Origin of the sequence: Sorangium sp. So ce1036, assembly GCF_051369805.1 — a bacterium.
In the GTDB taxonomy this organism is placed as follows: domain Bacteria; phylum Myxococcota_A; class Polyangia; order Polyangiales; family Polyangiaceae; genus Sorangium; species Sorangium cellulosum_F.
The window spans coordinates 3035810-3059168 of the sequence record NZ_JBBMOX010000001.1 but is presented as its reverse complement, the minus strand read 5'-3'; the positions used below and the strand labels follow the sequence as shown (position 1 = coordinate 3059168).

Annotated in this window: 21 protein-coding genes; 7 read left to right on the top strand and 14 right to left on the bottom strand. The window is 73.4% G+C overall.

Annotated features, from left to right (window positions below; all coding sequences use genetic code 11):
• Positions 1-49: 49 nt before the first annotated feature.
• The 5 genes from WMF31_RS11860 to WMF31_RS11840 form a co-directional block, all read right to left on the bottom strand.
• A complete protein-coding gene (locus tag WMF31_RS11860; RefSeq protein ID WP_436602043.1) occupies positions 50-805 on the bottom strand; it encodes an STAS domain-containing protein in 756 nt (251 codons plus the stop codon).
• Positions 806-1155: 350 nt separating this feature from the next.
• Positions 1156-1698 carry an N-acetyltransferase family protein gene (locus WMF31_RS11855; protein WP_436602042.1) on the bottom strand — a complete coding sequence of 181 codons (543 nt, stop codon included), beginning with the start codon at positions 1696-1698 and terminating at the stop codon, positions 1156-1158.
• Positions 1699-1748: 50 nt separating this feature from the next.
• Positions 1749-2870, bottom strand: coding sequence for a galactokinase (gene galK, locus WMF31_RS11850; protein WP_436602041.1), 1122 nt, complete (start codon positions 2868-2870; stop codon positions 1749-1751).
• A complete protein-coding gene (galT, locus tag WMF31_RS11845) occupies positions 2867-3970 on the bottom strand; it encodes a galactose-1-phosphate uridylyltransferase (protein WP_436602040.1) in 1104 nt (367 codons plus the stop codon). Before galT ends, galK begins: the two co-directional genes overlap by 4 nt.
• 220 nt (positions 3971-4190) lie before the next feature.
• Entirely contained in the window at positions 4191-5462 is a 1272-nt protein-coding gene (locus WMF31_RS11840; RefSeq protein ID WP_436602039.1) for a patatin-like phospholipase family protein, read from the bottom strand.
• Positions 5463-5695: 233 nt separating this feature from the next.
• Between WMF31_RS11840 and plsY the strand changes: the two genes are divergently transcribed.
• Positions 5696-6370, top strand: coding sequence for a glycerol-3-phosphate 1-O-acyltransferase PlsY (gene plsY / locus WMF31_RS11835; RefSeq protein WP_436602038.1), 675 nt, complete (start codon positions 5696-5698; stop codon positions 6368-6370).
• Positions 6371-6403: 33 nt separating this feature from the next.
• On the opposite strand, the gene WMF31_RS11830 is transcribed toward plsY, so the two are convergent.
• Complete coding sequence (locus WMF31_RS11830) at positions 6404-7621, bottom strand: purple acid phosphatase family protein (RefSeq protein ID WP_436602037.1); 1218 nt, start codon at positions 7619-7621, stop codon at positions 6404-6406.
• 261 nt (positions 7622-7882) lie between these two features.
• Between WMF31_RS11830 and WMF31_RS11825 the strand changes: the two genes are divergently transcribed.
• Positions 7883-8314, top strand: coding sequence for a hypothetical protein (locus WMF31_RS11825; protein WP_129350675.1), 432 nt, complete (start codon positions 7883-7885; stop codon positions 8312-8314).
• Positions 8311-9147: a class I SAM-dependent methyltransferase gene (locus WMF31_RS11820; protein ID WP_436602036.1), complete on the top strand. Its 837-nt coding sequence runs from the start codon at positions 8311-8313 to the stop codon at positions 9145-9147. Before WMF31_RS11825 ends, WMF31_RS11820 begins: the two co-directional genes overlap by 4 nt.
• An 83-nt stretch (positions 9148-9230) precedes the next feature.
• Here WMF31_RS11820 and WMF31_RS11815 read toward each other — a convergent pair whose 3' ends face one another.
• The 5 genes from WMF31_RS11815 to WMF31_RS11795 all read right to left on the bottom strand — a co-directional run bounded on the left by WMF31_RS11815 (position 9231) and on the right by WMF31_RS11795 (position 13830).
• A complete protein-coding gene (locus WMF31_RS11815) occupies positions 9231-10403 on the bottom strand; it encodes a glycosyl hydrolase family 8 (protein WP_436602035.1) in 1173 nt (390 codons plus the stop codon).
• A 106-nt stretch (positions 10404-10509) separates the two neighbouring features.
• Positions 10510-11283 (bottom strand): hypothetical protein, encoded by a 774-nt coding sequence (locus WMF31_RS11810; protein WP_436602034.1) that lies wholly within the window; start codon positions 11281-11283, stop codon positions 10510-10512.
• Positions 11280-11840, bottom strand: coding sequence for an RNA polymerase sigma factor (locus tag WMF31_RS11805; protein WP_436602033.1), 561 nt, complete (start codon positions 11838-11840; stop codon positions 11280-11282). The genes WMF31_RS11810 and WMF31_RS11805 overlap by 4 nt, the downstream gene beginning before the upstream one ends.
• A 229-nt stretch (positions 11841-12069) precedes the next feature.
• Positions 12070-13050: a hypothetical protein gene (locus WMF31_RS11800; RefSeq protein ID WP_436602032.1), complete on the bottom strand. Its 981-nt coding sequence runs from the start codon at positions 13048-13050 to the stop codon at positions 12070-12072.
• A gap of 132 nt (positions 13051-13182) precedes the next feature.
• Positions 13183-13830: an HAD family hydrolase gene (locus WMF31_RS11795; protein ID WP_436602031.1), complete on the bottom strand. Its 648-nt coding sequence runs from the start codon at positions 13828-13830 to the stop codon at positions 13183-13185.
• A gap of 106 nt (positions 13831-13936) precedes the next feature.
• Here WMF31_RS11795 and WMF31_RS11790 point away from each other — a divergent pair, with 106 nt between their 5' ends.
• From WMF31_RS11790 to WMF31_RS11775, 4 genes are all read left to right on the top strand, one after another.
• On the top strand, positions 13937-14719 hold the full coding sequence (locus WMF31_RS11790; protein ID WP_436602030.1) for an ABC transporter permease: 783 nt from the start codon (positions 13937-13939) through the stop codon (positions 14717-14719).
• Positions 14719-15783 carry an ABC transporter substrate-binding protein gene (locus WMF31_RS11785; RefSeq protein WP_436602029.1) on the top strand — a complete coding sequence of 355 codons (1065 nt, stop codon included), beginning with the start codon at positions 14719-14721 and terminating at the stop codon, positions 15781-15783. The genes WMF31_RS11790 and WMF31_RS11785 overlap by 1 nt, the downstream gene beginning before the upstream one ends.
• Before the next feature lie 154 nt (positions 15784-15937).
• A complete protein-coding gene (locus tag WMF31_RS11780; protein ID WP_436602028.1) occupies positions 15938-17530 on the top strand; it encodes a hypothetical protein in 1593 nt (530 codons plus the stop codon).
• A gap of 574 nt (positions 17531-18104) precedes the next feature.
• Positions 18105-19238 carry an SMP-30/gluconolactonase/LRE family protein gene (locus tag WMF31_RS11775; RefSeq protein ID WP_436602027.1) on the top strand — a complete coding sequence of 378 codons (1134 nt, stop codon included), beginning with the start codon at positions 18105-18107 and terminating at the stop codon, positions 19236-19238.
• A 31-nt stretch (positions 19239-19269) separates the two neighbouring features.
• On the opposite strand, the gene WMF31_RS11770 is transcribed toward WMF31_RS11775, so the two are convergent.
• The 3 genes from WMF31_RS11770 to WMF31_RS11760 form a co-directional block, all read right to left on the bottom strand.
• On the bottom strand, positions 19270-21672 hold the full coding sequence (locus WMF31_RS11770; RefSeq protein ID WP_436602026.1) for a glutamine amidotransferase: 2403 nt from the start codon (positions 21670-21672) through the stop codon (positions 19270-19272).
• A gap of 82 nt (positions 21673-21754) precedes the next feature.
• Positions 21755-22582, bottom strand: coding sequence for a DUF4159 domain-containing protein (locus WMF31_RS11765; protein WP_129350707.1), 828 nt, complete (start codon positions 22580-22582; stop codon positions 21755-21757).
• An 8-nt stretch (positions 22583-22590) separates the two neighbouring features.
• Complete coding sequence (locus tag WMF31_RS11760) at positions 22591-23229, bottom strand: hypothetical protein (protein WP_436602025.1); 639 nt, start codon at positions 23227-23229, stop codon at positions 22591-22593.
• Positions 23230-23359: the final 130 nt, after the last annotated feature.

Sequence of the window (23359 nt, the reverse complement as noted above, 5' to 3'; positions counted from 1 at the left end):
AGGCATGATCTTCACTCGACTTCGACCGGGTCGTCCGCTGGCCTGGCCGTCACGAGCCCCTCGGACGGAGAGCGCTGGATTCCCCTTCAAGACGGGAGACGGGCTCAAGAGCGAAAGACCGAGAGAGCTCGCTGGCCGTCGTCGGCGCGAGGCCGGTCGCCTTCCGCCGTGACAGGCAGAACCTGAGCCCCTCCCGGAGGCTGCGCATCGGACGCAGCTCGTCGAGCGAGACGCCGATCGTGACGAGCGTCTCGGCGACGTGGCCGCCCAGCCCCGTGACGATGCAGCTCGCGCCGAGGAGCCGCACGGCCTGGGCCAGCTTGACGAGGTGCTGGGCGGTCATCGTGTCCACCACCGTCACGCCGGTCAGATCGAGGATCACCCACTCGACGTCGCTGTCGTCCGCCACGCGCGCGAGGAGCCGCTCGGTCACCTCGACGGCCCGCATCGAGTCGAGGAGCCCGACGAGCGGGAGCGTGAGGATACCTTGCCAGACATCGATGATCGGCACCGAGAGCTCCCGGATCGCGACCTCCTGGCGCTGGATCGTCCGGAGCTGGGTCTCGAGCTCGCGCTTGGAGGCGGCGAGCTCGTCGAGCGCCTGCGCGCTCTTCTGCTTCGCCTCCGAGAGCTCCGACAGGAAGACGCGCAGCGCCTCCTCGATCACCCCGAAGGTGTCCTGCTCGACCGACTCGAGGTGCTTCAGGGCGAGCTCGATCTCTCCCGCGGAGGCCAGCGCGATCGCGTCGATGACACGCTGCATCCGGAGCTCGTCGAGAGAGACCGCGTTCTCGAATTCGTGCATGGGTTCCTGTGCGCACAGCGGGGTTGGACTGCGGGACGGCGCGACGCCCTGTCGCTCCGGGGAGGCGCGGCGTCCGGTTCACCGGCGAGCTGATGATCGGAGCTGTTCGTGGCGCACGAGCTCACACGCCGAGCGCCACCTTACCTTGCACCTTGTTTTCCCGTTTGCTGGACGACCACCACGGCACTTGCGCTCGATCCAGACGAGATCAATAGCCGATCTCCGGCACGACGGGAAGGGAGCGACGCCCTCGCGCCCCGCGCCGGCTCCCCGGGGATCGCGCGATCTCGCGGCGCGCGCGACCCCACGCGGTCGAGCGCGCCGCTCCCCGGCCACCCATCGATGCGCTCTTACTCTCCTCCACCGATCGCCGCGATCGGGCCGAGGGGCCTGACGAACGCGACGCGGTCCAGCCCCGGCCCGTCGTAATCGCGCTTCACGGGTCGACCGTCGACCTCGAAATCGCCGGGCTCGGCCCGGAACCCGAGCCGGTGGTGGAACGCATACGAGCCCGTGTTCATGGGCGACGTGACGGAGCGTACCGCCGTGCACCCGAGCGCCGCGGCGCGCGCGAAGAACCGCTCGTAGAGCGCGCGCCCGACGCCGCGCCCGCGCAGCTCGGGCCGGACGCCGACGAAGTGGATATAGGCGTCTTCAGGGTGGCTCTCGGAGCGGAACCCCACGAGGAAAGCGGCGATCTCGCCCTCTTGCTCGGCGATCTCGCTCAGCGGCCCGAAGTGCTGAAAGAACAGCCGAGGGAGCAGGAGCGAGCGCTCCAGCTGCCTTCGGGCGCGCACCTCGGGCGACTCGTCGCCGAGCGCCCCCGCCCACCAGGACGAGAGGACGGACAGCACGCGGCCGTGATCGGGCTCGACCACCGAACGAAATCTCATGGCATCAAGCATCCATGTCTCCTAGCACGCCGCGGCGCGCCGCCCTCCGCTCAAGCGCCCCGCTCCGGGACGAGCACCCTCCCCCGCTGCCCGGCGGTGTCGTACTCGCGGCAAACGCTCTCCCCGATGGCCGCCGCCTGCCCGGACGCGACGAGCGCCACGCAGGCGCCGCCGAAGCCCGCGCCGGTGAGGCGCGCGCCGAACACGCCCGGCGTCGCCTGGAGCAGCGCGACCAGCGCGTCGAGCGCCGGCACGGACACCTCGTAGTCGTCGCGCAAGCTCGCGTGCGACGCGTTCATGCGCTCGCCGAACGCCCCCGCGGAGAGCCCCTCGGCCGCCTCGAGCACCCGCCGGTTCTCGGTGATCACGTGCCGCGCCCGCCGCGAGAGCGGCTCCGGCAGCGCCGCCGCGGCGGCCGGATCGGGCACGTCGCGCAGCGCGCGCGCGCCGAGCCGCCGCGCGGCCTCCTCGCACTCGGCCCGCCGCTCGTTGTAGCCGCTGCTCGCCAGCGTGCGCGCGACGCCGCTGTCGATGACGAGGATCTCCGCGCCCGCGGGGAGCGGCAAGAGCCGCCGCGCGAGCGTGCGCGTGTCGAGGAAGAGCAGGTGCCGGGCGTCCGCGAGGCTCGACGCCATCTGATCCATGATACCGCAGTTCACCCCGGCGAACTCGATCTCCGCGCGCTGCCCGAGCTCGGCGATCCGCTCGTCCGAGAGCGCCGCGCCGGTGAGGGACCGCAGCGCGCGCAGGGCCGCGACCTCCAGCGCCGCGCTGCTCGAGAGCCCTGCGCCCATGGGCACACGGGAGCTCACGTGCACGCAGAGCGGCGGCACAGCGAACCCCTCGCGCTCGAAGAGGCGAATGCAGCCGAGGAGGTACCGCGCGAAGCCCGGCGGCGCCGGCTCGTCCGCGGCGCCGCCGGCGGAGAGCGTCGCGCGCTCGTCGAGATCGGCGGCGTAGAGGTGATGCCGCCCATCGGGGCTCGGCCCCAGCGCGACGGTCGTGCGCTGCGGTATCGCGGTGGGCATGACGAATCCATCGTTGTAATCGGTGTGCTCGCCGAGCAGGTTCACGCGCCCGGGGGCGCTCTCCCGGACCGCGGGCGCCGCCCCGAAGACGGCCTCGTAGGCGCGCGCCCCCCCTGCCCCGCCCTCCGCCGCCCCGCCGCTCATCGCGCCTCCTCCTCGGCCGACAGGTCGACCGGCACGGCCGCGAGCTCGCGCGCCTTGTCCTCCGGCAGCACATCCATCGCGAACATCCCGGCGCCGAGCTCGGTCCCGGCGAGGTACTTGAGCTTGTCGGGCGTCCGGTACGGCGGCCAGAGCTCCGCGTGCAGGTGCGCCTCCGGGTGAGGCTCGCCGTCGGTCGGCGCCTGATACCAGACCTGGAGATAGGGGAGCTTGCGACCCCACAGCCCATCGTATTTCAGGACCGTCGTCTTGAGCGCCCGCGCGAGATCCGCGCGCTGCTCGGGCGCGAGATCGCAGAAGGTGGCCACGGGCCTCGTCGGCGCGACCCACGCCTCGTACGGGTAGCGGGCCCAGGCGGGCACGAAGGCCACGGCGTGGTCGCCCTGATAGAGCATCCGCGCGCCCTCCTCGATCTCCTTCCGGATGAGGTCCTCCAGGAGCCCCCGCCCGTGCTCCTTCCAGAACGCCTCTTGCTGCGCCAGCATGCGCGCGGGGATCGGGGGCACGAACGGATAGGCATAGATCTGCCCGTGCGGGTGGTGCAGCGTGACGCCGACCTCGACGCCGCGGTTCTCGAAGGGCATCACGTAATCGATGTGCGGCAGGCCGCCGATCTCGCGGGTGCGATCCGCCCAGACCTCCAGGAGGAGCTCGATCTGCGAGAGCGGGAGCGCGCCCAGCGAGGCGTCCGCGTCCTGCGTGAACACCACGACCTCGCAGACCCCGGTGGCCGGGGCCGTCTCGACCAGGCTCGCGGGGGGATCGTGCGCCGTCGTCACCAGGGTGGGAAAGCGGTTGTCGAAGACCGCGATATCGTAGCGCCCGGCCGGGACCTCGGTCGGGAACGCCGGATCTCGCGTCGGCCCGAGCGGGTTGTACTCCGGCGGCGGGAGGAAGGTCCGGCCTTGCCGGTGGCTCGCGTAGGCCACCCACTCTCCGCGCAGCGGGTGCCAGCGGAGGTGGGGATTGGCCTGGAGCGGCTCGCTGCTCGGGCTCGGGGCATCGAGGTCGCCCTCGATGGGCAGCCTGCTGTACACCGTCAGCTTGCGTCCGTCGGGCTTCTGCAGGGTCCTTGCGTGCACCTCGGTCTCCTATCGATGCCCGGGCATGACAGCAAGAAGCGTGCGCCCCCGACGTCACCCCCCTGGCGAGGCCGCCCGCGCGGTGGAGGAGGGGCACGCTGGGGGCTCCCCGGAGGGGCTGGAGTGCAGGCGGGCCATCAAAGGGGCCCGCCGGAACGAGAGGCCCCGGAGGGGAGCACCCCACGCGCCCCTCCTCCACCGCGCGGGCGAGCGGAGCCGCTCAGCTCGCGCGATCCTCGAGGGCCCTCGACGCCAGCGCGGCGTCGAAGAACGCGCACAGCTCGTCGTGCCGCGCGCGCGCGTCGGCGCGGCCTACCTCGATGAGCCGGCCCGCGAACTCCCCGTCGAACAGGAGGTAGGACAGGAAATCGGCCTCGCGCCGCTCGTCCCCCTCGGCGAGGCGCCGCATCACCCGGCCGAGCACGCTGGTCGTGCGCGCGCGGAACGCCGGGGATCGCACGAACTCCGCCGACAGCCCGCCGATGTCCTCGGACGCGCGGATGAGCAGCGACCGGAGCGGCCGGAGCGTGCGCCCCGGCGGGAGCGCCTCGTTCAGCTCGCCGAGGAAGCCCTCGCCATAGCGGCGCTTCCCCGCCTCGAGGATGCTGTTGATGCTCTCGAGGCGCGCGATGTCGTTGTCGATCCGGTCGAGCATCAGCGCGTTCAGCGCCTTTCCGAGCACGAAGAGCGGCCCCGGGAAGCTCGGCGCCTCGCGCTCGGCCGTGCGCGACGCGGGCTCGATGTAGCGCGGGTTGACGACGATCACGCCGTCGGCCCCGAGCCGCCGCGCCGGCGACAGCGGGACGTTCTGGCGCAGCCCGCCGTCGCAGTAGAGCTCGCCGTCGATGCTGACCGGCCGGAACAGGATGGGGACCGCGGACGAGGCGAGCGCGTGGTGGGCGCGGAGCGCGGCGGCGCGCGGGGCGATCGTCGGGTCGTGGCTCCAGGGCGGCAGCCCGGGATCGCGGCGGTGGACGAAGACGACCGTGCGGCCGCTCTTGACCAGCGTCGTCGACACGGTCACCGCCGACAGGAGCCCCCGGGCGAGGTGCTCGTCGATGCGCTCGAAGGGGACGGCGTCCTCGATCTGCCGCTCGAGGCCGGACGTGTCGAGCAGCGCGGGGTGGCGGCCGCTCGAGGGCGGGCTCCCGCCGGCGCCGCGGAGCAGGTCGTGCCCGACCGCGAGCACGCCGCGCACGTCGAGCCGCACGAGGTCGTCGATGCGCAGGCGCGTCCACACGTCGGCGAGCCGGCGGGCGCGGCTCCGCGGCTCGTCCGCGAACGCCGCGAGCCCGCAGACATTGATGGCGCCGACCGAGGTGCCGCACAGGATATCGAGCGGGACGTCGCGGCCGAGATCGCGGGAGACCTCCTCGAGGATGTGCTGCACGACGCCGACCTCGTACGCGCCGCGGGCCGCGCCGCCGGCGAGCACGAGCGCGATCTTGGGCGAGCGGCCATTCCGGGTCGAGGCGGGCGAAAGGTCGGCCATGCTCGCAGAGTACCATGGTCGCCCTCGCCGGAGCGGCCCTGAAGCGCGCTCGCGCGCGCCGCGTGTGCGTCCGGCGCGCGCGTCCCAGGGGGGCGCGCCACGTGCGCCATGTATGCTGTTGCACGCGTCGCGTGGCATTGCGCTGTATCCTCGCGCTCCAACTACATCCGCCGTCGTCGCGCGGCTGCGCGACCGTGTGCTACATCCACCGCGCGCGGGAATGGAGGCGTCCGATGACGGCAATCTACCTGGTCCTCGCCTACCTCCTCGGAGCGATCCCGACAGGCTACCTCTATGCGCGCCTCGTGCGAGGGGTCGATATCCGCGCGATCGGCTCGGGGAACATCGGCGCGACGAACATCCTGCGCGCCTTCGGCTGGAAGCCCGGCCTCGCCGTGCTGGCCGCGGACATGGCGAAGGGCGCGGTGGTGGCCGGGCCCCTCGCGTCATGGCTCGGCGGCGCGCCGGGCGGGTGGGTCGCCGCGGCGGGCGGCCTTGCGGCGGTGCTGGGGCACGATTACACGGTGTTCCTGGGGATGAGGGGCGGCAAGGGCGTCGCGACCTCCTGCGGTGTGCTGCTCGTGCTGGCGCCGCGGTCCACGCTCGCGACGCTGGCCGTCTTCGCGGCCGTCGTGCGGGCGACCCGCAGGGTCTCCGCGGGCTCCCTCGCCGGCGCGCTCGGACTGCCCCTCTTCCTCTGGCTGCTCGGCGAGCGGCAGCCCCCGGTCCTCTGGCTCTCGCTGCTCCTCTGCGCGTTCATCTGGCTGAAGCACACCCCGAACCTCCGGCGGATCCTCGCCGGGACCGAGCCCACGATCTCGTTCGGGAGGCGGCGCGAGCCGATGCGGGACGAGGGAGGAGCCGGGGCGGCGTGCGCCGGAGCGCCCCGCGAGGACGAGCGGCGCTGAGCCCCGGACCGAGCCGCTCCCCGGGCGGCGCGCTCATTTGACGAGGGTCGTCGCATAGAGCACGACGCCGCGCCGGTCGATGAACTCGAAGCGCAGCGCGCGCCCCTCGAGCTGCATGTAGGCAAAGCCCTCGATCTCGTCGGTGTAGAAGAGCTGCTTCGGGTCGGTCGGGACGAGGGCAGACGCCGGGCGGGTCTTCGAGCCGGCGCCGCTGACGGCGAAGTACGTCCCGGGGCAGCGCTCGTCGCGCCCCTTGTCGATGAACTCGAGGTTGTGATCGTGACCGGCCATGTACATGTCGGCCCCGCAGTAGATCGCCTGCTGCATGTCGAACATCCCGGGCGGCTCGTTGTCGAAGAAGTGCTCCCCCGAGGTGTAGCGGGGGTGATGGCCGAAGACGATCTTCCAGGTGGCGTCCGACGCGGCGACCCGCGCGCTCATGTCGGCCGCCTGATCTCCGGAGATGAAGTCGACGGTATCGATCCCGAAGAGGTGCACGTCGCCGATGCGCACATCGTAATACGGCGCGGGCATGCGCCACTTGTCGCTCCTCCGCATGCCCGGCCCGTCCCCCACGGGCAAGAGGGTATAGGCGATCTGCGCCTGCCGCGCGCCGTTGCTGGTGGGGCCGTGGTCGTGGTTGCCGAGCACGGCGAAGAAGGGGAGGCCGTTCAGTCCTGGCCTGTCATACGGCTGCTCGAACTTCGGCCCCCACTGCGGGTCGTCGGTGGCGAGCACGCCGTGATTGTAGAAGTTGTCGCCGTTCATCATCACGGCGTGACAGCCGCCCACCGCGAGGCATTTCTCGCTCATCCTGTCGGCGACCTCGTTCTGCGCGAGGTTGCCCTCGCCGGTGTCGCCCACCGCGATGATCCGGGCGTCCCGGCCCGCGCCCTTCGGGCCGCCCGCGCCGCCCGCGCCGGCCCCGGCCTCCGCGCCAGCGGCGCCGCCCCCGCCGTCCGCGCCGGCGGCCGCGGTGCTCCCGCCGCTCGTGGCGGTGCCGCTGCCCTCGTCCGCGCCGGCGGCCGCGGTGCTCCCGCCGCTCGTGACGGTGCCGCCGCGCTCGCTCGCGCCGCCCGCGCCGGTCCAGTCACGCTCTGTCCCGGGCTGCGCGCCGTCGAGCAGGGTCGTCGCGAGGTCCGCTCGACCGCAGCTCACGGAGGCGACGGCCGGCCATGCGAGGAGGATGGCCGCCGCGCGCCTCACGGCGCCGGCGAGCGGACGTGCTGTCACCGCACGAGGAGGCTTCATCAGGCGTCCATTCTATCGAAGGCCGGCCGCCGATCCTTCATCACGGTCGGACATCGACCGTCCGCGCACGCGAGCGGGAGCGAAAGGCCCTGACATTTCTCTTGACAGACGCGGAGTCCGAGCGTATCGAAGTTGAACATCACTTTCAATATCAACAACGAGACGGAAGGAACCGAGGATGCCTCCTGCCCGATGCTCACCCCGATGCGCGGCGCGCACCGCGCGCCCCTGGTCCGGCGCGCACAAGGAAGAGGGAGCCCTGTGAGCGCCCGCGCTCCCCTCCCGCTGGGCCTCCAGCGCCCGTCCGCCGTCGAGCCTCCGCGCGCCGAGGGCTGGCCTCCGCCGCCGCACGACCCCCGGGAACGCGAGCTGGCGCTCCTCGTCGCGGGCTGGGAGGTGCGCGTCTTCGGCGGGCGGAAGTTCGCGTATTTCGTCACGCGCGGGTTCTGGCACCTGCAGCTCTGGCACCCGGAGGCGCGCGTGTCGGTGCTGACGCCGTCGCGGCTCACGCGCGGGCTCTACGAGGCCTATCCGATCGCGAACTGGAAGGCGCAGGCGCCGGACTACGACCGGCTCGTCACGCTCCTCGGTGGGCTGGTCGCGGCGAAGCTCCCGGACCGCGCCACGCTGCTGCGCCTGGAGCGCGCGCTCGTCACCGAGGTCGTCCGCGGCAGCGGCGGGGTGCTGTCGTGAGGCGAGGGAGCCCGGACGGGCTCGCGGGGCCTGCGGTCCAGCCCGCCCAGGGGGACGGCGTGGGCACCATGGCCGTCTCCCGGGACGCGGTGCTCTCGCTGGTCGGGCGCGCCGAGGCGCGGGTCCGGTTCCCGGAGCTCGGCTTCGCCGACCCGTGGGCCGAGGCGATGCTGGCCACGCTCGACGTGGATCCCGCGGGCTTCGACGAGCGCGCGCTCCGGATCGCGACCGAGCGCACCATGATCGTCGACGGGCTCGTGAGGTCCTTCTTCGAGCGGAACCCGCACGGCCTCGCGATCGCGCTCAACGCCGGGCTCTGCACGCGGTTCTCGCGGATCGACAACGGGACGCTCCGCTGGGTGGAGCTCGATCCGCCCTGCGTGGCCGAGTTCAAGTGCGCGCGCCGCCCCTGCCGCCCGTCGGAGCGACACGTCATCGCGAGGTGCTGCTCGATCGCGTGCACGGGCTGGATGGACTGCCTGCGCCACGCCGGCGACGTGCCCACGCTCCTCGTCGCCGAGGGCGCGCTGCAGCGGCAGCCGCCCGGGGTCGTCGATGCGTTCCTCACGAGCGTGTCAGCGCGCCTCGCGGAGGGGACAGAGCTGATCCTCGATCACGGCGCCGCTCCCCCGCTGCGAACGCCGCCGCGGCGGCGCGCGTGCCTCGAGATCCCGCACCTCGACGGGTCCGTGGCGCGCTACCCGCGGCTCCATCTCATCGACCCCGACGAGCGCACGCCGGCGCTCCAGCGCCTGCTGTGCGGGCCGAGCGGGGCGCCTGGCCGGCCACGGGGAGCAGGCCTGTGGCCCGTCCTCCACCTCCGCTTCGAGTAACAGCACCGGACGAAACCGCAAGGTCTTGTCCGGTGCTCCGCGCCATGATGGGACGTAGACGCGTGCGCCGCGCCCCCGGGAGCTCAGTACACGCGGAACTGGCCGCTCAAGGTCAGGAGCGCAACCAGATGGAGGAGCCCCGGGTAATAGCGCGCGTCGCCGACCTGCAACTCCTCGTTCCAGGCGGCCTCGATGAACGCGGCCCGCTCCTCTGTCGTCGCGACGAGGCCGGTGACACCGTTCACGGTGACGAGCGCCGCCATCTGGCCTCCAACGATGGCCTTCCCGTCGAGCGTGTACGACGCGACGTACTTGTCGATCCCCTGCCCGGAGAAGAACGTCAGCAGCCGGTCCGCGTGCTCCACGAGCCACGGCTCCGTCCCGAACCACAGGTGGTCGATCGCCATGTTCATCTGCGTGCGGTAGGACTCGGACCCGAAGAAGTCGGCGCCGAGCACGGGCGATCCGTCGAAGTAGGCGCGCACCGGCGTGAGCCCGGTCGTCGGATGCGCGACGCGCTTCCAGTACTCCCGCGCGCTGGCCGCGGCCTCGTACCAGAACGGGTCCCCCGTGGCCTGCGCCCAGAGCTCGTAATACGCGGGCATCTCGTTGGAGGGACGCGTGAGCTTCGACGACGCCACGTGCGGAAAATCAAACGCGAGCTTCGTCGACGCATCGAAGGTGTTCGTCACGCCGTCGACCACGCCGCCGTTCTGCTCCTCCTTGTACCGCATCACCTCGAGCGCGGAGAGGGCGTCGGCGCCGTAATCGATGGATCCGGTGTCGCTCCCCCAGCGGCCGTGGGCGAGGAGCAGCGCCATCGCGATCTGCTGCTGGCCGAACGGATCGGCGCACGGCACCGGGCCGTTCCAGGCGTCGCACTTCGACAGGAAATAGCCCTCACCCGGCCCGGACGTGAACTCCAGCTCGCCCTTCGTGTATCGCCATAGCCGGTCGAACTCATCGCGCTTGTCGAGCTGGACCGCGATGAGCATCCCGTAGCCGATCCCCTCGGTCCGCACGTCGCCGTGATAGACGTCCTCGATGTAGGCCTGGTCGTCGCCGACCTCCACGTAGATGGCCTCGTTTTCCGGGTCGCCGTAGAAGAGCTGGTCGAAGCTGGCGTCGAGCCTGTCCGCGATCTCCTCGTCCGTCAGGCCGAGCACGTCGCGGAGCGCGTTGGGGTACTCGTCAGGACCCGAGAGCGGGCGGAGGTCGTCGCTCTCGCGGGGCCGGTCGTGGCCGATCGAGTCCACCGTGGTCCCGCATCCCGCCGGCACGACGCAAAGCGCCGCGCACACGCAGCAGGTGCGAAACGCTCCGCGGAGCCAACGGAGGAGAGCGGGGCAACGCATGACCCACTCAGTTGTTTATGTAACGTCGGACCCTGGATGCAAGCACGCTGTTGGGATGCCGGCGCAAGAACGCCTCGGCGCGCTGCGTCGCGGCCTCGCGCCGGCCGCTCCTGGCGAGCGCGTCGATCCGCAGCACCTCGGCCTCGAGCCTCAGCAAGCCGCGCGGGTGGGCGCGCCCGTAGGCGTCGAGGTGCGCGAGGGCGCCCTGGGCGTTGCCGCTCGCGAGCGATGCGCGCGCCGCATCCAGGGCCTTCAGCTCCGTTTGCAGAGCTGCGCTGGCGCTGGACGGCTTCGCGCCTGACCTGGCCGCCGTGCTGGCACGGCCGGCGCTCCGCTCGGCCGGCGCCGGGGCAGCGGGCGCCTCCGGCTGGACCGCCTCCGGAACGGGCGGCGGCGGGCGCGGCGTCGCCCTCGAGATCGGGCCCGCCAGCGCGTCGGTGAAGCGCTCGAGCGCCGCGGGCGGCGGCGCGTGGTGCGCGCGCCAGGCCAGGTACCCGGCCGGGATTCCCGCCAGCGCGCCCACGGTCGACAGCGCGACGAGGACCTTGGTCCACCCGAACGTCGCGGTGACCGCGGTCGACGACGCGGCGGTCTGCACCGCGGAGATCGCCGGAGGCGCCGCGAGACCGGCGGCGGAGAGCGTGGCCGCTCCGGCGATCCCCAGCGCGGCCAGGGTCTTTGCGCGTGTCTCCGGAGCCACCCGGTACGACACGCCGGCGTTCAGCAGCGCACGCTCGAGCTGACTGTCGCTCTCCTCAAGTAGGCGGCGCGGTTCGGTCATCGTTTCCCCTCGCTCGTGACGAGCTCGAGCGCTCGGACGCGCTCGCGAAAATCGGCCCTGGCCCTGCGGAGCCTGGAGGCCACAGTCCCCTGCGGGATCCCGAGCACGCCGGCGATCTCCACCATGCTCATCTCCTCGAACTCGTACAGCACGAACACGGTCCGCAGGTCCTCATCCATCTGATCCAGCACCTGGTCGAGCATCTGCCGGGCGCGCTTCTGGCTGGTGAGCTGCTCGGGCGTCGCCGAGTCCACGACGTCGGGCGGCTCGGCCGCCGGGACCTCGCGCCGCCGCGCAGCGCTGCGGCGCGCGTGGGCGGCGACGTGAAGCGCGATCTGGAGCAGGAAGCTCTTCTCGGCACCCGGACGCATGTCGTCGAGCCGCCTGGCAGCGGCGATGAAGGTGCGCTGCACCGCATCATCGATCTCCGCGGCCGGCGTCCCCGCGTTGCGGAGCACGCGCCCGATGAAATCGATGTGCGCGTCCACCAGGCGCCGCAGGCGCCGATCTCGCTCGCTCGATCGCACGGCCGGAGGCACGGTGTCCGCCGGTTCCATCTCAGGCAACGCGGCCGACGCCACGACCCCGACGCCCACGCTTCCGCTCACGACCAGAGGGGGCATGAGACCCGGTGATCATGGATTGGATGGGAAAACGACCGGCACGGGCTGGAACGGAGCAGGTGCCACGCGCCGGCCGGGTCGGTGTTCCTGCCGCACGGCGTCAGGATGACGTCCATGGAACCATAATTCCCAGGCCACGCCGGAGTGATCACGGGTGCCTGCATCAAAAGAGGTGTGTGATCCCGAGGCCTACCAGCGGCGATATCACCGGAGTTTCGCCGACGTTTACCTCGGGAGACAGGAGGATGAAACGCCGGTGAACGAGCGGCGCGCTGATGCCGGCCTCCAGCTCGACGGCCGTGCCCCCGCCGAACGATGCCGCGGCGCGCACGAGGCCTCCGGCGCTCCACCACGACCGCACGACGGACTCCGGGTACATCACCCCGCGTCCCGTGGCCGCGAGCCAGCCGACCGCCGTCGTCGCGCACGGCTGCACGCCGAGGAACCCCGTGATCTGCCAGCGGAGCGGGCAGGCGGCGAGCGCGGCGGCGGTCCACTGGATGTCGGCGTTGCCCGCGCTCTGGAGCAGGTCGTTGCGCGCGTGGATCAGGGCGACGCCGAGGGACGGGCTGAACACGTCGTCCATGCGCTGCTGCGTCATCCGGGCGGCGAGCGCGCCGCCGAAGCTCACATGCGGCGCGACGACCTGCGTGAGCACGGCATGAGCGCCGATCTCCAGCCGGAACGGCGGCGCCTCGCGCGCCGCATCGGCGGGGGGCGCCGGCTCCCGCGGCGCGGGGGCAGCGGGCGGCGGCGCGACCGGGACGGGGGGCGCGCTCTCCGCGACCACCTCGTCGACGGCGAGCGACGCGGTGAGCGAGAGCGCCTGGACCACGGTGTCGCACGAGGCGCCCTTCACGGTCCGGGTGTCCGTCTCGCCGCGCTCGTGGATCACGCGCAGCTCGCCGTGGACGCCGGAGCCGGAGCGCGACAGCCGCACGTGGACGTTCCAGCTGCGCTCGCCCTCGGTCGCGAGGCGCACGCGGTCGGTCCGGGCGCGGAGGGCTTCGTAGAACGCCGCCGCCGTGGAACAGCCCGCCGGGGCCTCGAAGTCGATGCGGATCGGGATCGGCGCCGGCGCCGCGGCCGAGGACCAACCGAGGACGACCAGCTCGACGAGCGAGATGCCGCCACCGGGAGCCACGGGCGGAAGGTGACACGATCTGTTCGCGCCGCGCCAGACTCATGCATCCGCCGGGCAGCGACCTCGCAAAAATCGACCCGGGCTGCGGCGCCGGCGCGCCGTCGAGGCGTCTGCGCGGCGGTGAGGTGGCGTTCACGACCAGGCTCCGCTCAGCCGGACGAGCACGTCGCGCAGCGAGGCGAGCGTCTCGTCCGCGCCGGTGAAGTCCGAGGACGCGGTGAGCGGCGACGGGACGACCCAGCACGAGAGGCCCGCGGCCTTGGCCGAGCGCAGCCCGCGCTCGGAGTCCTCGATGACGAGGACATCGCGCGGGGCGAGCCCCAGCCGCGCGCAGGCGACCCGGTACGGCTCCGGATCCGGCTTGGCGCGCGCGTACTGCTCGCGCGTGAGCGCGAACTCGAACCACCGGAGCAGGCCCGTCGCCGCGTGCGCGCGGTGGAAGGGCTCGGGCTGGCTGCTCGTCACGATGGCCATGCGGAAGCGCGCGGCGAGCGTCGAGACGACGTGGCGCGCGTCCGGCAACAGGGTGTCGCCGCGCGCGATCAGCTCGAGGTACCTGCGATCCCTCGCGCCGGCCAGCGAGCGCACGCCCGCCTCGTCGACGCCGCGCGCGCTGGCGAGGTGCCAGGCCCCGCGGCTCTCGACGAGGAAGAGCCGGCGGTAGTCCTCGACCGTCAGCTCGACGCCGACCGACGCGAGCGCCTCGCGCGTGGCCTGGAAGTAGAGCCCTTCCGTGTCGACGAGGACGCCGTCGTTGTCCCAGAGGATGGCCTTGAACATCCGCCGGCCCTCCTAGCGTCGCCCCTCGAACCCGGCAAGCAGGCGCGTGCTCCTCCGGCGGGTACCACTTCCTGGCGCGGCGGCTTCGCGCTACAGGCATCCCGCCGTGCGACCCACTCCGCTCCAGGCCGTCGCGCCGCCGCTCGCCGCGCTCGCGTTGCTGCTCGCGCTCTGGGAGGCGCTCGCGCGGGCGCTCGGCGTCCCCGCCTACCTCCTGCCGCCGCCCTCGGACATCGCGCGCGCGGGCGCGGCCGACGCGGCCGCGCTGCTCGCCGGCGCCGCCACCACGGCCAAGGCCGCGCTCGCCGGGTTCTGCCTCAGCGCCGCGGTCGGCGTGCTCGCCGCGATCGCGCTCGCCTCGTCGCGCCCGCTCGAGAGGGCGCTCTACCCGTACACCGTCTTCCTGCAGACCGTGCCGATCGTCGCCATCGCGCCGCTGCTCGTCCTCTGGTGCGGCCCCGGCCTGCGCGCGGTCGCGGTCTCGGCGTTCATCGTCTCCGTGTTCCCGGTCATCGCGAACACGCTCACCGGCCTGCGCTCCGTCGAGCCCGCGCTGCGCGACCTCTTCCGGCTCTACGGCGCCCGCCGCCTCGCCACGCTCCGCAAGCTCGAGCTGCCGTCGGCGCTCCCCCACATCGTGACCGGGCTCCGGATCGCGGCGGGCCTCGCCGTCATCGGGGCCATCGTCGGGGAGTTCGTCGCCGGCTTCTCCGAGGACGGCGCGGGCCTCGGGATCCTGGTCCTCTCCGCCTACCGCCAGCTGCGCACCGATCTGCTCTTCGCCGCGGTGCTGCTCGCGTCCGGGCTCGGCCTCGCGCTGTTCGGCGCCGTCGACCTCGCCGGCAGGCGGCTCTTGCGGCGCTGGCACCCTTCGGAGATCAATCGGTGATGCACTCCACCGCACGTCGCCGGCCGTTCCTCCAGCGCCTCGCCGCGCTCGCCGCCCTCCCGCTCCTCGCCCCGGCCTGCTCCCGATCGCAGGCGCCGGGCGGCGACGGGAGCTCGCCGTCCCCCTCCGCTCCCGGCGCCCAGGGCGCCCCTCCCGGGAGCGCGCCGGCGGCCCCCGGCGGCGCGCAGGCCGTGAAGGTGAAGCTCGCCCTCAACTGGGTCCCCGAGCCCGAGTTCGGCGGGTTCTATGCGGCGCGCGCGTCGGGCGCGTTCGCGAAGGAGAACCTCGAGGTCGAGATCCTCGGCGGCGGCGCGGGCGCGCCGGTCGTCCAGATGGTGGCCGGCGGGCAGGTCGACTTCGGCATCTCCGGCGCCGACGAGGTGCTCACCGCGCGCGCCCGCGGCGCGGACGTGCTCCCCCTCTTCACCGTGTTCCAGACCTCGCCCCAGGCCATCATGACCCACGCGAGCCGCGGCGCGAAGGGCATCGCCGACATCCTCAAGTCGGGCACGCTCGCCATCGAGCCCGGGCTGCCCTACGCCGCGTACCTCAAGAAGAAGTACGGCTTCGACAAGGTGAAGGTCGTGCCGTACGACGGCGGCGTCGCCCGCTTCGTCGCCGACAAGGACTTCTCGCAGCAGTGCTTCATCACCGCCGAGCCGATCGCGGCGAAGCGCAAGGGGAGCGACCCCGCCACGTTCCTCGTGGCCGACGAGGGGTTCAACCCGTACGTCGCGGTCGTGATCACGCGCGCGGCGCTCTGGAAGGAGAACCCGGAGCGCGTCCGCGCGTTCGTCCGCGCCGTGCGGCAGGGCTGGCGCGCCTACCTCGACGATCCGACCCAGGCCAACGCGGTCATGGCCAAGCTCAACACCTCGATGGACGCGGAGACCTTCATCGCCGCGGCGGAGGCGCAGAAGCCGCTCATCGAGACCGCCGAGACGAAGGAGAAGGGCCTCGGCGTGATGACCCGCGCCCGCTGGGAGACGCTCGCGAAGCAGCTCGTGGACCTCGGCATCCTCGAGAAGATGCCGCCGATCGACGATCTGCTCGTCGCGCTCTGATCGGCGCCGCGCCGCGCGCGAGGTCGCCGGCCGCGCGAGGTCGCCGGCCGCGCGAGGTCGAAGACCTCCGCGCGGGAATTCGTCTAGAATGCGGCCCCGGTCGTCGCGCTCCCACGGCGCGGCCGCGCCGCAACGCAAGGGGAAAGCGCCCTACATGGCTCTCACGCACCGACCTCGGGCCAGCCGGCTCCCGTTCGCCTCGCTGACCTTCGCGGCGGCGTATGCGCCCGCCGCCCTCGCCTGCGCCTTCGCCCTCGGCGCGTGCGGCAAGGAGTTCACGGCCCACCCGCCCGACGCATCGACGAGCACGGGGGGCGGAGGGATCGGCGGCGGCGAGGGCGGCGGCGGGGGCGGCGGGGGCGGCGGGGGCGGCGCGGGCGGCGGGACCGGCGGCGGGTGCCCGGGCGGCGGCGCGGTGTGCGGCGCGGCGTGCGTCGATCTGGAGACGGACGCGGAGCACTGCGGGGCGTGCGACAACGCCTGCTCGACCTTCGGCGGCACGTCGATCTGCCGCGACGGCGCATGCCAGCCGCCCGTGTGCGAGCCGGGCCGCGGCGACTGCGACCGGGATCCAGGGAGCGGCTGCGAGGAGGATCTCTCCACGAGCGCCGCGCACTGCGGCACCTGCGACAAGCCCTGCGCGGGCCAGTGCGTGCGGGGGGCGTGCGCCTCCCCCGTGCAGATCTCGGTCGGCGCGGATTACACGTGCGCGGTGCTCTCGGATCAGACCGTCTGGTGCTGGGGCAGGAACACCTGGGGCAACCTCGGCGACGGCACGCGCCAGCAGGATCGGCCGATCCCGCGGCAGGTCATGGGCCTCGCCGGCCACGCCGTGCAGGTCGCGGCGGGCCTCTCGGCCTCGCGCACGCACACCTGCGCGGTGCTGACGGACGGCGCGGTGGCGTGCTGGGGCGCGGGCAACAGCGGGCAGCTCGGCGACGGCAACACCGCGAGCTCCCTCGTGCCCGTCCGCGTCAAGGATCTCACGACCGCGACACGGATCGCCGTCGGCGCGGCCCACACCTGCGCGGTGACGAGCGCGCACGCGCTCTGGTGCTGGGGCGAGGGCGGCGACGGCCAGCTCGGCTACGGCGGCCACGACGACCAGGCCGCGCCCCTCGTGATCCTGGACGGCGTGGAGACGGTCGCCGCCGGCCTGGCGCACACCTGCGCGGCGATGAGCGAGCGCATGGGCGAGAGCAGGATGCGCTGCTGGGGCAACAACCTCGACGGCCAGCTCGGGCTCGGCGACTTCTCGGCGAAGAGCACCCCGACGCTCCTGGCGAGGCTCAGCAGCGTCGCGCACGTGGCGGTGGGCACGCTGCACACGTGCGCCGCCCCGCTGAGCGGCGTGGCCTCCTGCTGGGGCAAGGGAGATCACTTCCGCCTCGGGACAGGCTTCGAGGCCTCCGAGGCGTTCCCCCGGGAGGTCCCGGAGGTCGTGGACGTGGCAGGGCTCGCGCTCGGCGCGAGGCACTCCGGCGCGGTGCTGACCGGCGGCGAGGTGCTCATGTGGGGCGACAACGCGAAGGGGCAGCTCGGCAACGGGACGCTGGATCGAGCGCTCACGCCGCAGCGGATCGAGCTGCCCAGCGCCGTCGCGCTGGCCCTCGGCGAGGACCACAGCTGCGCGCTCACGCGCTCGGGCGAGATGCTCTGCTGGGGCGACAACACGAACGGTCAGCTCGGCGACGGGACCACCGAGCAGCGGCTCGCGCCGACGCCCGTCCGCTGGCCCGCCCGCTAGCGAGCGGCGGGCACCCGCTGCGGAGACGGGCCCACCTCGGCGTTTTCGGTGCTCGGCGCACTGGAGTACGCCTGCGCGCCGAAAACGCCGATCTGGGCCCGTCTCCTGTGCGGGTGACCGCCGCTCGGCGGCGCGTGGGGCCGTGACGAGGGGAGATCGGAGCGACGCGAGGGGGAGAGCGAGAGTGGCACGCTCGGGATGCCGAGAGACGCACGTCGAGGGCGCAAGGGCGGCGCGACGGGTCGCATGAGCAGGTGAGCAGTCCCCGGGGGGGGCGCACTGGGCACGTGATGCCCGCGCTTGTCAATTACAGGCGATAACAAGGGGATCCGCGTCGACTTCTTGCGCCGCGATCGTGCTCGAAGAGGCGTCGGGCACGCCGCGCAGGACCGATGCGAATCCATGAGTCGCGCCGATTTGACTCGACATTCGACTGGCCCATCGGCATATACTGAAGCCATCGTGGAATTTTCTTCGACTTGACACAATCGGGCAATTTGCGGCTCGGTGATGTCACGTCGATCATTTCAAACGAACCCCGGTCCGTCACCCACGGACACAGGAGGCGCGCTCCATGTCGCATCACATGCTGTCCAAACTATCGTATTCCATCGGGAAAGGGCTTGTTTATGGCGCATCATCGTTCCTCTCGATCGCGCCGGCGCTGATCCCAAGTCCGGCTCGGGCGGAGGGGGGCTGGTACGGTGAGGTGAAGACGTTCGCGCAGCTCCCCGCCCATCCCGGGTACCCTGAGGGGATCGCGGTCCATGGCAATCGGGTCTTCGTGTCGGGCGCGGCGACGTTCGGCACCGCAGGGAAGGGCCCGTCGAAGATCTTCGTCTATGACAGGGACAGCAAGGTCCACAAGACGACGATCGTCGTGATGGGCGAGAGGCTCGGCGAAGAGCACGCGCTGAGCAGCATTGCAGTCGACGGCAAGGGGCGTGTGTACGCGCTCAGCACACAGCTCGGGCTGCTCCGATTCACCAAGGTCGGCCGCTGGTACGTCCAGGAGCGCTACGGCCGTCGGCTGCCGGATCTGCCTGCGTGCGTGGACGTCTCGCCGGGGACCGCGTGCTCACCAACACCGTTCGACATGCCGCCTCTCCCGAACGACATCGTCTTTGACGAGGCCGGCAACGCTTACGTATCCGACTCGTTCCAGGCGACGCTCTGGCGCTACGGCCCCGGAGGCGGCAGGCCGGAGATCTGGTTCCAGAGCGCTGCGCTCTCCGGAGAGGCAACACAACCGTTCGGCGCGAACGGACTCCGGCTCGACCCGCAGCGGGAGAACGTTTACGTGTCGGTCACCTTCTCACTCCAGGATCCGAGCCTCGGATACATCTACCGGATCCCCTTGGTCGAGCATCCCGACGAGGCCGATCTGGAGCAAGTCCACAGGTACGAGGATGGCGCGGCGCCCGACGGGTTCGCCTTCGGCAGCTCGGGGAAGCTCTATGTCACGCTCGCGGGGGCCAACGCGATCTCGGTGCTCGACGAGGACGGGAACGAGACGACGCGCATCCACAGCCCGCCGGGCGCTTCCATTCCCCTCGACGCCCCCGCCAACGTCGCCTTCAATGACGCGGCGAAGACGCTGCTCATCGTGAACCACGCGCTCTTCAGCGGGGAACCTGGCCATTTCGCGGTGCTGAGGGTCTGGGTCGGCGACACGGCGGATCCGCTGGAGAAGCCCTGGCTGCGCTGAGCGGAGGATGGACGGGCGAGGCCGCCGCGGCTCAGGCGAGGCCGCCGCGGCGGCGGACGATCCAGTGCGCGCCGAGCGCCACCGCGGCGGCGAGCGTCCACGCCCACGGGGGCAGGAGCGGCGCGACGTGCCGCTCGGACGCCACCTGCGTCGCGGCCGGCAGCGGCAGCGAGGCGGCGGCCGACGGCAACACCGACGCGCCGCCCGTCGCCCCGGCGATCGCCTCCAGCCGGGCGACGTCCGGGCGCGGATCGGCCCACTCGTCGCCGCCGCGCTCGCACGCGAAGTCGCGCCTCGTCGTCGCGCGCTTCGGATCCCCGCCGTCGCCGGCGGCGCCCCCGGCGGGGGCGATCTCCACCGTGGCCGCGTAACCGCCGGGCTCGAACCGGCCGGCCGCGAGCTCGACCGGCTCGCCGCCGTCGCCGACGCGGGCCCCGAGCGTCCGCACGACCGCGCCGCTGCCGAGACGCGTGATCGTCACCTTCGCCTCGCCCCGCTGCCCGGCGAGAGGGCGGAGCACGAGCGCCGTCTCCTCGCCCGCGATGCAGCCACCGCGCGGCTCGATCGTGGCCGGCTCGAAGCGGGGATCGCGCATGAGCCAGCCGAGCAGGGCGTCCCAGAACGCGCCGTGCGCGCGGCCCGCGGAGCTCGAGGCGAACGCGCTGAACAGCAGGCGGTGGCTGCCGTCGAGGGTCAGCGCGATCGTCCGGCCGCTCTGGTGCTCGCCCAGCGCGAGCACCGGCATCGGCGCGCCCGAGGCCGTCGTGCGCGTCGGGTGCGTCATCAGCACGGTCGCGCCGGGCAGCGGATCGCCGACCACGTTGGTGCCCGGCATCTCCGGCATCCGCTCTCCGATGAGCGCGAGCAGCGGCGCGAGCACCGGCGCGGTGCGCCCCGCCGCGGTGATGCGCGGCGCGAAGGCGCCGAGGTCCACGGCGGGGCCCCGGCCGATGTCGAGATCCACCGGCAGCACGCGGGCGAGCCGGGTGCGCGCGTAGTTGCCCTGCACGAACGCGTTCGGGCCGCCGACCATGATGAGCCCCCCGCCCTTCTCGACATACTGGGCGAGCGCCGGGAGGTGCTTGGTCAGGCCGTACGGCGCGGCGTCGAAGTCCTGCAGGACGACCGCGTCGAAGCTCGACAGGTGCACGCTGAAGAGCTCGTCCACGGGAAACGGGATCAGCGCGAGCTCGTCGGACGACGCGTTCACCTCGTCGCCCGGCGTGCGCAGGATGAAGAACGCGACGACGTCGACCGAGGCGTCGGCCTTGAGCCACATCCGGAGCGCGCGCACGTCGTACGTCGGCCGGCCCGCCACGTGGAGCACGCGGATGCGGTCGCGCGCGACGTCGAGGGTGATGTACCGGACGTCGTTCTCCGGGAGCTCGTCGCCGTCCGGCGCCTGGATCGCGACCTCGAGGATGCGCGTGCCGGCGCGATCGAGCGTCACGCCGAGCTCGACCGTACCGGCGCCGTCCTCGATCCGCGCCGCGCCCGTCGCGAGCGTCGTGGGCGCGCCCTGCTCGCGCAGCTCGCGCACCGCGACAGGGACCTCGGCGCACGCGAGGCCGCCGCTGCAGCCGATGTCGATCCGCAGCGAGAGCGGCTGGTGGGCGACCGCGGCGCCGGAGGTCCGAACCGCGCGCACGCTGGCGTCGCGCACGGCCTCGGTCGCGACCGCGACCGTGTGCACCGGCACGTCGAGCCCCTCCAGGGCGGCGCGCGTCGCCGCGGCGGTGTCGTCCGGGCCGGGGCGGTCGAGGCGGCCATCCGAGACGACGACGAACGCCGCGGGGCGCTCGTCCGCGGCGCGGGCGAGCGCCTCGAGCGCGGCGCTGAGGTCGGAGCGCCGCTGCGGCCGGCCTGACGCGGGCGGCGCGGCCGCGGGGGCGCCGGCGTCCGCGCCGGGCGCGGGCGCGGCGGCGGAGGCGGGCGCGGACGCGGCGGCGGAGGCGGACGCGGCCGCGGCGCCGGGGGCCGACGCCGGCGCGCCCGCGGCGCCCTCGCCCGCCATCGGACCGTCGGAGAGGAGCGGCGCGCCCTCGCCGAACAGGTAGCGGGAGAGCCGGACGTCGGCGCGCTTGCCGAGCTCGGCGAGCGCCTGCGCCGCGCTGTCGCGGCGGGTCCCCGCGAGACCCGGCAGATCCATCGATCGGGAGCCGTCGACCAGCACCACGACCTTCGGGCCCACGAGGCTCCCGCGCGACGCGACCACGACCGGGCGGAGGATGGCGGCGAGCAACGCGAGCACGGCGAGCGCGCCCGTGAGCGCCGTGCCGAGCGCCGCCCGGGAGCCGCCGGCCGCGCCGTCGCCGCGGCCGCGCGCGCGCGCGAGCTCGACGACGAGCAGCCCGAAGCTCACGGCGGCGACGGCGCAGGCGATGGCGACGACCAGGGACGAGAGATCGCCCGACGGCGCGAGGCTACGGGTCACGGCCGCCCCGGGAGCGCGTCTGCGTGAGGTGCCTCATGAGCTCGGCCTCGTCGCACGTGAGCCGCCGCCGATCGTATCGACGTCATGGCAACCCCGGCAGCGCGGGCGTGGCGCGGGGGCGCGCGTCGTCGACGGCGCGGCGCCGCATCAGGAACGGCGCGTGCACCTGATCGTCCTTGTAGTTCGAGCAGAGCACGTACATGGCGATGTTCACGGCGAGGCGGAACGCGCGCTCGCGCTGCGCCTCGCCCCCGGGCGTGACCTCGACGCTGGCGCCGCCGGTCTCCGAGCGGGCGAGCGCGCCCGCGAGATCGTGGTCGGAGAAGATCACCTGCGGCATGCCGCCGCGCACGATCGCCGAGAGCTTCTCTGGCCCCGCGACGCGGCCCACGGCGCGCTTGAGGAGGTAGAACGAGCGGAAGACCACGTTCTCGGTGCCGATCGGGATCGGCGAGCCCTCCGGCAAGACGCGGGCGAGCTCGCGCCGCGCGGCGCGGCCGAACTCGCCGCGCTCCGGGGCGAAGTCGTCGACGAGCAGGACGCCGCCCAGCGCGAGGAAGCGGCGCAGGCCGAACACCTCGCGCGCGGTGAGCGGCGGGATGTCGCCCGCGCCGCCCCAGAACGCGAACGGCTCCGCCAGGAGCGCCGGATCGTCGGCGCGGACCGTGGTCGGGCTGCGACGCGCCGGGGCGCTCGTCCGGCGCTCCAGCTCGAACGACCAGCGCGCCGGCGCGGTGGCGCGCACGCCCTCCCACCGCGCGTTGCCCGTGAGCAGCGGCCGCGGGTTCCACGCCCCCTCCTCGCCGAAGGCGCGCACGGGGCGCGGGATCGCCGACAGGAGCAGCGCCGAGACGAGCACCAGCGCCGCCGCGGCGAGGCGGCGGGGGCGGAGAGCGCGCGCCGGCCTCATCCGTCGACTCAATCGAAGTCCTCGACCCGCCACACGCCCGCCTCTCGCCGGAGCTTCACCTCGTGCCCGCCCGGGATCTGCACCGTGGCGGAGTCGCCCGCAATCCTGACCTCGAGGCCCTCGGGCTGGGCGAGCCCCTCGACCAGCGAGCGCAGGTCGCCCTCGATGGCGCCGCGCGTGGCCGGCGTGAGGACGCGCAGGAGGCCGGCGTAGCTGCGGCGCGCGAGGACGCGCCGGAGCTGCTCGAGCGCCTGCTCGGGGGTGCGGCCGCCCGCGGGCAGCGCGTCGGCGGCCGAGATCCGGAAGGCGCGCTCGCGATCGTCGAGCTCGAGCGTCGCGATCTCGCCGTCCGGGTACCGGACGCGCGCGTGGGTCTTGATCACGACCCCGGGCGCGGTGACGCTGCGGGCCTGCTCGGCCAGCTCCGCGCGCGCCTCGGCCACGCGCCGCCGCACCTCCTCGCGCGACAGCGCGGTGCGGCTCCGCTCGCTCAGCATGCCGTAGATGGCGTCGGCGTCGCCGCGCGCGGCGGCCGCGGCGTAGGCCCGCACGGCCTCCTTGGGGTCGGGGAGCGACGGCGCGCAGGCGGCGGCCGCGGAGGAGAGCGGCAGCAGGAGCGCGAGCAGCGAGGCGTGGGCGCGCGGCACGGGCCGAGCCTAGTACATCGGCGGCGGCGCGTCCCGGCGCCGTGGCGAGCGCGGCGATCGCCGTGGGACCCGGCTGTGCTAAGGCGGCGCGCTCCACCGCTTGACGGCCCCGGCCGCGGACCGAACGAAG